The sequence below is a fragment of the Neochlamydia sp. AcF95 genome, assembly GCF_018342455.1.
GTDB lineage: Bacteria > Chlamydiota > Chlamydiia > Chlamydiales > Parachlamydiaceae > Neochlamydia.
This window is the reverse complement of sequence record NZ_JAEMUC010000020.1, coordinates 1-9056: the sequence shown is the minus strand read 5'-3', so window position 1 is coordinate 9056 and position 9056 is coordinate 1. Positions and strand designations below refer to the sequence as shown.

The 9056-nt window shown below is 37.6% G+C and carries 6 protein-coding genes and 2 tRNA genes; 5 read left to right on the top strand and 3 right to left on the bottom strand.

Translation table 11 applies throughout. The features are described 5' to 3' along the window. Positions 1–256: 256 nt before the first annotated feature. Positions 257–340 (bottom strand) — tRNA-Leu (locus tag NEOC95_RS01795). A 126-nt stretch (positions 341–466) separates the two neighbouring features. Then, the gene (gene recO, locus NEOC95_RS01790) at positions 467–1150 is read right to left on the bottom strand and encodes a DNA repair protein RecO (RefSeq protein WP_213151143.1); all 684 of its coding nucleotides are present in this window, start codon (positions 1148–1150) and stop codon (positions 467–469) included. An 87-nt stretch (positions 1151–1237) separates the two neighbouring features. Here recO and NEOC95_RS01785 point away from each other — a divergent pair. The 5 genes from NEOC95_RS01785 to NEOC95_RS01765 all read left to right on the top strand — a co-directional run bounded on the left by NEOC95_RS01785 (position 1238) and on the right by NEOC95_RS01765 (position 7284). Beyond that, positions 1238–1310 (top strand) — tRNA-Arg (locus NEOC95_RS01785). Positions 1311–1324: 14 nt separating this feature from the next. After that, complete coding sequence (gene rlmN / locus NEOC95_RS01780; RefSeq protein ID WP_213151142.1) at positions 1325–2392, top strand: dual-specificity RNA methyltransferase RlmN; 1068 nt, start codon at positions 1325–1327, stop codon at positions 2390–2392. An 844-nt stretch (positions 2393–3236) separates the two neighbouring features. Beyond that, on the top strand, positions 3237–3875 hold the full coding sequence (gene hpf, locus NEOC95_RS01775; RefSeq protein ID WP_213151140.1) for a ribosome hibernation-promoting factor, HPF/YfiA family: 639 nt from the start codon (positions 3237–3239) through the stop codon (positions 3873–3875). A 59-nt stretch (positions 3876–3934) separates the two neighbouring features. Beyond that, the gene (locus tag NEOC95_RS01770) at positions 3935–4393 is read left to right on the top strand and encodes a type I restriction enzyme HsdR N-terminal domain-containing protein (RefSeq protein WP_213151138.1); all 459 of its coding nucleotides are present in this window, start codon (positions 3935–3937) and stop codon (positions 4391–4393) included. Positions 4394–4452: 59 nt separating this feature from the next. Beyond that, a complete protein-coding gene (locus NEOC95_RS01765; protein ID WP_213151136.1) occupies positions 4453–7284 on the top strand; it encodes a hypothetical protein in 2832 nt (943 codons plus the stop codon). On the opposite strand, the gene NEOC95_RS01760 is transcribed toward NEOC95_RS01765, so the two are convergent. Continuing rightward, positions 7281–8864, bottom strand: coding sequence for a hypothetical protein (locus NEOC95_RS01760; protein WP_213151134.1), 1584 nt, complete (start codon positions 8862–8864; stop codon positions 7281–7283). The genes NEOC95_RS01765 and NEOC95_RS01760 overlap by 4 nt on opposite strands. Positions 8865–9056 lie beyond the last annotated feature (192 nt).

Here is a 9056-nt window from a genome sequence, read left to right as displayed (position 1 = left end):
TTTTGCATCGTTCTATTCTTGGGTCCGGGACAATTTTTAAAAATCCCATAATGACGGTGTTATCCTCTGACATGGCTCCTCCTGTATTAAAGGAAAAGTTGTAAGGAAAATATTTTTACTTATCAAGTAAAATTAAATGCGTTAACCCTGATACATCTCCTAGATAAAATAGAGGATAAAAAAAGAGCTTATTTAGAAATATGATAACTGAAAAACTTGCTATTAGATCGGAGAAAGGGAGGGCCAAAAGCTTGATTGCGAAAGAGGGGACTTGAACCCCTACGAGATTTCTCTCACTACCACCTCAAAGTAGCGCGTATACCAATTCCGCCACTTTCGCTTAAAATTGAAGAAGACAAAATATAACAAACTCACCTTTATACGGGCAAGAATAAAATTGAAATTCTAAAAAGGAAAAGCATGTGCGTGGGAAGTAATAGAAAAAAGCAGGCAAATAGGAAACAATTCAATGCTGCACAAGCATTTTAAATAGCTGATGAGCTTTATAGGGCAAATGCTCAGGGATGCAAATAGTATTAAGCTGGCTAAAAGAAGAACAGGCAGCCAGCTGCATCCAGGCTAAAGTTTCATCTTCATTAAAAAGCAAGGCACCTGCAGGCGTATGCATGGCACAGAAATGTTCCCCTTGCCAAATGTAAAGAGATTGAAGGGGATTTTGACAAACAGAGCATTGCAAATGGGTATTGGCTACCCCTTCATTTTTAAGAATTTTTAGTATAAAGCTTAGCTCTAAAGCGGATAGATTGGTTGTAAAAGGAATTTTTTCTAGGTAGGTGATCAATTGCTTATAAAGTTTAGGGGCAGGCTTATGCAAGGGCTGAGAATCTATAACGGTGTTAATCATCCGTCCAGCACTTTCTAATAAGCTATAATCTCCCCGTAACTTTAAATAATAGTTATAGATAATAAGTTTTCTACATTTCCAAATCTCTCCTTTTGTTTCGCTATAGGTAAATTCACCTTGCATAAGAGGAGAAATTTTAACCCGTGGAGAAGTTTTCGAAGGTTTTTTTATTTTGAAGATCCATTTTACTATTCCTTTATCAGGGGTAAAAACAGTCATGATTTGGTCATATTCGCGAAAATCAATGACTTTAAGGATCAAACCTTGCGTATGAGAAATTTGCATGCAACGGCCAATTTTAGGTTTAAAAAAAGAAGCTTCTACGCTAGAATGCTATTTTCGTGATTCTTTCTATAATCTTGCAAGCTAAATGCACCGATAGCTCAATGGATAGAGTACCCGGCTTCGAACCGGGTGGTTAGAGGTTCGAGCCCTCTTCGGTGCACATTTTTCCAAGGTATGAATTCAAAAGTTAATCTTTTAAGCTATACTCATCACTCTTTTTGCAATTTTATCGCAGCAGAATTAGGCAAAGGTTATCTACATGCCGGTCTAATCTATGAAGAATTTTATCGCACAGGCACAGTCTCTGGCCATCATCCAGCTTTTCATAATGCCTCCAGGCTTTTAGGAGAAATCCTATTAAGAGTCGACCTTTCTTTGCCTTTAGTGCCTGTAGAAAAAGATGACGGAAAAACGAAAAAATTTCTTCTTAAAACCCTGGATGACCTTGAGGTTGAGGCGGTGTTAATTCCTATGCAGGCGGGAGGAACACTGTGTATCTCTTCGCAGGTGGGCTGTCGCAGGGGCTGTACATTTTGTGAGACTGGCCGGATGGGATTACTGCGTAATTTAAAAGTAGAAGAGATTATCGGCCAAGTTTTTGTGGTTCGCCATCTGCTAGGATATCCTATACGTAATATCGTCTTTATGGGAATGGGAGAGCCTTTTGATAATTATGAAAACGTTAGGCAAGCTACCCATATATTAATGGATCCTAAAGGCTTAGGATTTGGACGTAATCATTTGACTATCTCCACTAGCGGGGTGATCGAAGGGATCCATAAGTTCACTCATAGTCCCGGGCCTAAGCCTCATCTGGCCGTATCGATCAATGCTCCTACGGATGCAATTCGCCAACGTTTAATGCCTATCAACCGTAAGCATGATATGCAACAACTTTATCAAGCGATGCGTGAATACAATGAAGTCACAGGATTAAAAATTCTTACCGCTTATGTACTCATTAAGGATGTAAACGATTCTTTAGAACATGCAGAACGTTTAGCAGATTACCTTAAAGGCCTTCATGTTAAAATTAACCTTATCCCTTATAATCCCCAAACAGGTGATCGTTTTGCCCGGCCTGCTGAGGAGGCTGTTATAGCTTTTCGTCAGCATTTGCGCTTACAAGGCTATCAAACTCTCCTTAGAGTAACAAAGGGTAAGGACATTATGGCAGCCTGCGGACAGCTAGGGAATATAAAGCTGCGTGCCCAATTGAAAAAAAATTTGGAAGCAGTATAAAACTTCTAATCGGTAAAGCTATTAGATAGGCGCCAGCTTTTACAATGTTAGCTCCGCATGACTTCCTCTGTTTTTTAAGGCCAGAGCTCCTCTGAAAATTTTTTTTATTTGGCCTCTCGCTTGTTTTTTTAATAGCCTAAAGATATTTGAGGGGATTGGGGAGCTCAATGAATTTTTGTAGATTTCTCAAGGAGATATAAAAAAGATTTTAAATCTTCTACAAGAAGAAAAGCGTATGAAATAGGAAACAATAGCCTGTAAATAAGCTTTGGGAGGGCATTTTTCTAGCAAGGGAATTACCCTTAAAAGCTAAACCTTTCCTTAAAGGCAGGTTTCCTTTAAGTATGAGCTTGCTTAAAGAGCTGTTCAAAAAAGTATTTTATTTGTGGAATAAGGCTTAAAAAAGCGTTAACAATTGATAGTCTTTTTTTGGCATAAAGCAAGGTTAGATGCACAGCTAGGGTTTTAAAAACGGCAAAGTCAGTAGGTAAAAGTTGAAAAATTTTTTTTAACAAGGTTTGTTAGGAAAAGGAAAATTTTTTGGGTGTTAGGGGCCTAAAAATTGGCTATTTCTGCTGTTTTAATAGAACATTTTTCATAAAGTTTAAAAGCCTTCAGCCTTGAAGGTAATAACCTTTGTAAAGGCCTATCTAGGACCTTAGGGTCTAGCTATAAATTCACACCGGAGAGGCTAAGGGCCTAGAGAAATAGAAGTTGTCTCTGCTGGTGCAGCTATTTTCAAAAGATAGCTTTGTTCTCTTTACCCATTACTAGATTTTTTTGTATAATAGGAGCTAATAGGAACTTAAATTTCCTATCTCAAATCCATAAAATCGAGGTTTCTATGAGCCGCAAATCTAAAGCTGCTGAATTTGTTGATGAAGAGTATAGCTTAACTATTAATGGACGAAATATACAAGTAACCGAGGCCATGGAAGGCTATATCAAAGACAAGCTTTCTAAAATTGAAAAATACGATATACCTATTATAGATATAATGATCACAATGGATATTCAAAGGTTTGAGCATCATGTCAACCTTCTCGTTAAGCTGAACCATATACTCATTAAAAGTTCAGCGGTCACTGATGATATGTATGCCTCTATTGATAAAGCCGTGGATAAAATTCAAACGCAACTTAAAAAATATAAGCAAAAAATCAAAGATCATCATGCTAAGCCTCTTGAAATGGTAGATATGGCTGTGAATGTTTTACGCCCTTTAAAGGAAGTTGAAGCAGCAGAAATTAACGAAGAGATTGAAGCTGAAAATGCATCCCAGAGGGATAAAGAATATCGTCCTCATCATATCGTTAAACAAGAAAAAAAGCCTCTTAAATATTTAACTTTAGATGAAGCTATCATGAAAATGGAGCTATCAGGAGAGGTTTTTCTGCTTTTTCGTAATGAAGTGGATCGTAAGTTAAACGTTATTTATCGCCGTGAAGATGGGGATTATGATCTTCTCATGCCTGAAGGGTAATTAAATAATGCTCCAAAAGTTCATAACCTCAAGCTTATGAATTTTTGGAGCTTCTTATTATGGAGAAAGAAGAAAAGCAAAAAATTTATTGTGCCATCCGTAAGAACTGGCTAATAGCTACCCCTGAAGAGCTTGTTCGCCAGCAGGCAATCCAGCTTTTAATCCAGCATTTAGGATTTCCTAGTTCCTGTATTGCAGTAGAGAAAGAGCTGCAGTCTTTACCCCATATGAAAATATCTACCTCTCTTTTGCCTGAAAGACGAGCGGATATTATTTGTTATCTCCCCAAAGAAAACAGCCTACATCCTTTGTTACTTGTTGAATGCAAGGCAGTTCCCCTCACTTCTAAAGAGATCCTTCAAGTCATAGGTTATAATCGCTTCATCAAAGCTTCTTTTATAGCGTTAATTAATCAAACTGAGCACAAGCTAGGTTGGTTTGATCCCGAGTTATCTGATTATCAATTTGTTGATTATTTACCTTTTTATTCTGATTTAGTTAATTCTTTGATTAATTGATTAATATTATAATTTAAAATTATAATATTAATAGATGTTAGTTAGTTAAGGAGTTAACTATGGCAATAGACAAAACTCAATTTTCTGATGCGACTGATCATGCTAATAAAAATGTTTTCGATTCTTATTTTCATTTAAAAAATGTTTCAAAAAAAGAAGGAGGACATCGATTTAAAAAATTGGAAAGCCAAGAAAGTGGCTATTCATGGGGAGTAAGCCATGTAAATATGAAAGAACTGCTTAAAAACACTGCTAAAATAATTTCTTATTTTACTGTTATTATTCCTCTAATAATGCTCATAGGCAAAGCGATTCATGATTACCGCCATCATTATAAAATCATTAAAGAACTTCCCTCCGATAAAATAAAGAACGTATCTAGCAAAATCTTGAACAAAGCCGCAGGGGATAAAGATGAAAAGGAAATCATGGCTTCCCCAGCAGTAAGCAAGCTATCCAAGAGCAGTCGAGATATAAAAATTAAAGAGAAATATGAAAAAGATTCTTCAGCAACAGAGGCGGCTTTAATTTTAAATATCATTAAAGGTCTTAAAGAAAAGCTGCAAGCTGAAGAGCCTGCCCTTATCGATGCGCAGATAGAGGAGCATGGCATAAAAATCCAGAAAGGAGAGCTAGAGGGAATTAAATTCGAGATTAATTCCTATGAAAATTATGGAATTACTGTATGGAAAATAATCAGAGAGGGGCAAGCCTATGAGGTTAATGAATATGCTCCTCAGGCTTACCATGGGCCTAAGACTGAAGGGTTTATAGAAAGGCAACGGCTGTTAATAGATGCGGCTAAATGGCATATGAAAAATTTAGCAGTAGGAGATAGTCTAGAGGGCCAGAAAGCCCAAGGGAAGATGTTAGAAACTCTTGACTACCTTCAAAAAAAATTTATGCAGGAAATGCGTTCGGAGAAATTTCAGATAGATCCCCAATATATTCAGCATCCTGATAAGAAAGTTGGCGAAGATCATTATATGCAGGTGCATGGGATTGCCCAAGAGCTGCTCGCTCAGCTAGCCAAAGATATACAATTTACCCTTAATCAGCTCAATCAAGTAGCGGAATTAAAGATAGAGGAGTTTACCATTGACAAGTTAGCTCAAGCAGAAAAAGAATTTATTGTGGCAGTAGGAAGGCCTACCATTATCAACACCTACTTCCTACGTGATTCAAATCAACAATTTTTTAATATGCAAAAGCCTTCTTCCATCGTTGATGCGAAAGGTGAACGTATGGCAAGAGCGATGCTGCCAAGCACGATTAGAGATCGTGAAGGTTTAGCTAACTATGTGACTACTTCTTTTGGAGAAATTCATGACAGGGAGGGAGAGTATTTTTTAGAAACACTTTTTGAAGCTATTCGCCATTCTAGCTATCCGCCAATCGCCATTAAAGATACTTTGCAAAGGCAAGCTATCGGTTGCCGAAATTGCAAACAAAATTTAATTGATTTAGCCGCTTTAAGAATTAAGGCTGATCCTTCTTTAGTTACTACTCGTGATCAGCCTCTTGTCCTTCCTCTACGCACGATGATGCTATTATCCCCTAAAAAGATAGATAAGATCCGTAATCGTAAAAAGGGGATTGCAGGAAAATGGTCGGGAGAAAGTGAAACCACTCAACTAGAAGAATCCGCTTTAGCTTTAAAAATATACAATCAACGGCTTCTTAAAGTTAGAATAGAAGGAAAAGATATTTGGATTAAGCCTGATATTTCTTTTATGAACTTAGGGGCTAATGAATTGGCTGTAAACTCAACCTCTATGGGAAAGCATTTAAAAGATGCTGAATCTTTAGCTTCTTACAATGCTAAAGGCTTTATAGAGTTTGAACAAGAAGTGTTTGATTTCATCCAGAAACAATCGGTTCTTCCCCCTTCTGCGGTGGCAACTTTAAAAGAAATTGAATCGATGAAAAGGGCGCCTTCCTTACGTCAAGCAAAACGGGACATGCAGGCGCTTCAAAATGAAAAAGCCAGAAGTATTATTTCTCTTTATGCTTCATTGGATAAATTGATGGAAGAATATCTTTCCCATCCCCAAAAAGCTGACCTTAAACAGGAAATTATTCGCTTAAAAGACAAAATTGAACAGCATGAGAAAGAGGTTTACAATCACTATAAAGATTATTTAAGACTTAAAGCTGAAGTTTATATACAAAAGAGCTCGGAAATAAAAGATCTTTTTAAACAGCTTAGATCCGAGTTAAAAAGAGAAATTGATCAGCTACCTTCCGATTTGACAAAAGTACAACAACTTCATCATATCAACGATTTAACCCTTAAATTTGAGCTAGCTATCGACATATTTTACCACCAAAAAAATAAAGAAGCAAATGCAGTGCTTGATTTCCAAGTTAATTACTTAGAAATTCATGCGATGATGTCTAATTGTGTAGAGTTTTTTTGCAAGAGTGCAGAAGACCGTACCGGAAGGGTAGATGATAAAATCCAAGAAAATAAAGCTTTTCAGGCTATTTTTGGGCGAGTTCCTTTCGGATCAGATGATCAAGAGTATATTGATAAGTTCATTTCACCTCTTATTCATCAGTATTCAGTAAGCCAAAACAACACAGAAAAAAATTCGGGCGCTCGCGGCGAGCAGATCAGCCCTCTACTCAATCCCCATTTACATGCCAAAATTGATAAAAAACATGCTTATTTAGCTAAAAATGTAATTAGTAAGGCTAGAAATAAAAAACCTTCTCCGCACATAAGAAAAAAATTGTCCCGATTAGAGAAAAAGAATACAAGAAATCCTGCCAGGCAGGGAGAGCAAATGAATTCCCTACTCCATGCTCATACCTCTACTAAGGTGAATAAAAGGCATGCTTACCTAAGTAAGAAGGTGATTAGCAGAGCTAGAAAAACTTTTTATTAAAATCCATGGTCTCCACCTACTACTCCCGAAGAAGCTTCTGTAAAGTAGTAGGTGCTTATGTAGGGATTTGGGCTCACAGCTGTAAACCAGCCGATAGTATTTTCTAAGAACTGGCAGAGCTCTTTATCTTCCTTAGCATAAAGGATTCGAAAGCCGTGGGGGGGCAAAATTACTGTACGCTTGAGCCTCTCAGTATCTTTTTCGCGAAAGAAGGTTAAGTCTATTTCGGCAGAACGGGTGTATTCTATATGAGAAGATGAGTTGAGGAGCCACACAGTAGATTTTTCCCTATCTGCAAGAATAGGGGCCCAGCGGAATGAAGTTGGTTTGTTCTCCAGGGCAGGATTAAAAGGTTGGAGGTTTGTACAGATATTACAAGGCATCTGCTGACCTTCTACTCCTAAATCTAACCCTAGCTTAATACGAGCAGGAATACGAGTCCCATCTTCTGTGCGTGCGATTAAGCGCGCTGCAAGATTTTGTTCAGTATCCAGAGCTAATTTTTTGCAAATATCTTTGAAGGATAAGGATTGATAACCGCTTTGTTGGGAATGCAAAGCTAAGCATTGTCCTTTTTTTCCTAAAAGTTTTCCTTCCTGATTGTAGATTTCAAGATCAATAATTAAGGTATTAGGGGGGTAGATAGGATAAAAATATACTGTTGTAAATAAATTTCTTTGTAAAGTCAAAGGGATCATGAGAGTGGCGGGAAACCACTGCGGCTCTGCAGGGCGCCAGTAATCGTGTTCCGCCATAGACTTAGAGCAATCATAATAGGTATGAGTAATTGTCATAGCGGGCAAAGAGTGTTGCAGGTTTCCTACTAGCAGGCGAGGGAATATCCAATTAACTTCACATGTAATTTTAGCAGTCCCAGGTTGGCCATTTAAAAATTTTTGAAGTTCGATCTCTCTACCTGGATAGATAAGACAGGTCTGGTAAGCTTGTAAGGTTGGATAAGTAATTTCGTGGGTAAGCTTTTCATTTTTGCTATTATAAAACTCCATAAGAAGGGGAGCCTGGTGAAGAGCTTGAGGACCGTTAATGATACTAATAAAGGGCTCATGATCTTCATCTACATAAATATTAAAGCCTGCTTCAGGAACATGGGAGTGAGAATTGTTATACATATCCTCAAAATTATTGTAGATGCGCTGAGCCGAATGAACGACAGTACTAAACGCAGGACCATAGTAATTAATAGCAACGGCGGGATAGGGAAAAACTAAATGACGCGTAGAAAAAAATTCTATCTCTAGACTACCAATGAAAGGATGATCGAGGGGCAGACCTGCGGCTATAAGCTGATCGATAAGTTCGATACGGTAGGTTTTAGCTTCTCGAATAGGCAAAGAGGTTCGATAAAGCAGCTTTCCTTCACCAGAACGAAGGGAAAGCTGAGCAGCAATTTCCTGCACATGGCTTTTTAACATCCAATATCCCATAAACAGCAATCTTGTTGAGATGCCGGGTAAAGAGATTACAGGAAAGATGGCAGAGGAACGATAAATGCAGGTGGGAAAATTTTTTAAGGCAGAGTGTGGACTTGCATTGGCAAGATGTGCATAATAGCTACGCATAAAATTTACCTGGGTGAGTTTATTATGCTTTATAGCGATCGTAAGATAATATTGGAATACTCTTCTAAAATTTTTTTCTTGCTGGCTATTTTTTTATCTCTATATATTTCGATGACCTTGTTGCGTAAATGACCTAATAGTTGGTCTGTTTAAAAGCTTATCAAGTTAGTACCCATTGTCCTTTGGGCATTC

Excerpts from the sequence above, each read along its gene's own strand:
- recO (WP_213151143.1), bottom strand. The coding sequence starts at position 1,150 with ATGCAAATTTCTCATACGCAAGGTTTGATCCTTAAAGTCATTGATTTT.
- rlmN (WP_213151142.1), top strand. The coding sequence starts at position 1,325 with ATGAATTCAAAAGTTAATCTTTTAAGCTATACTCATCACTCTTTTTGC.
- hpf (WP_213151140.1), top strand. The coding sequence starts at position 3,237 with ATGAGCCGCAAATCTAAAGCTGCTGAATTTGTTGATGAAGAGTATAGC.
- NEOC95_RS01770 (WP_213151138.1), top strand. The coding sequence starts at position 3,935 with ATGGAGAAAGAAGAAAAGCAAAAAATTTATTGTGCCATCCGTAAGAAC.
- NEOC95_RS01765 (WP_213151136.1), top strand. The coding sequence starts at position 4,453 with ATGGCAATAGACAAAACTCAATTTTCTGATGCGACTGATCATGCTAAT.
- NEOC95_RS01760 (WP_213151134.1), bottom strand. The coding sequence starts at position 8,864 with ATGCGTAGCTATTATGCACATCTTGCCAATGCAAGTCCACACTCTGCC.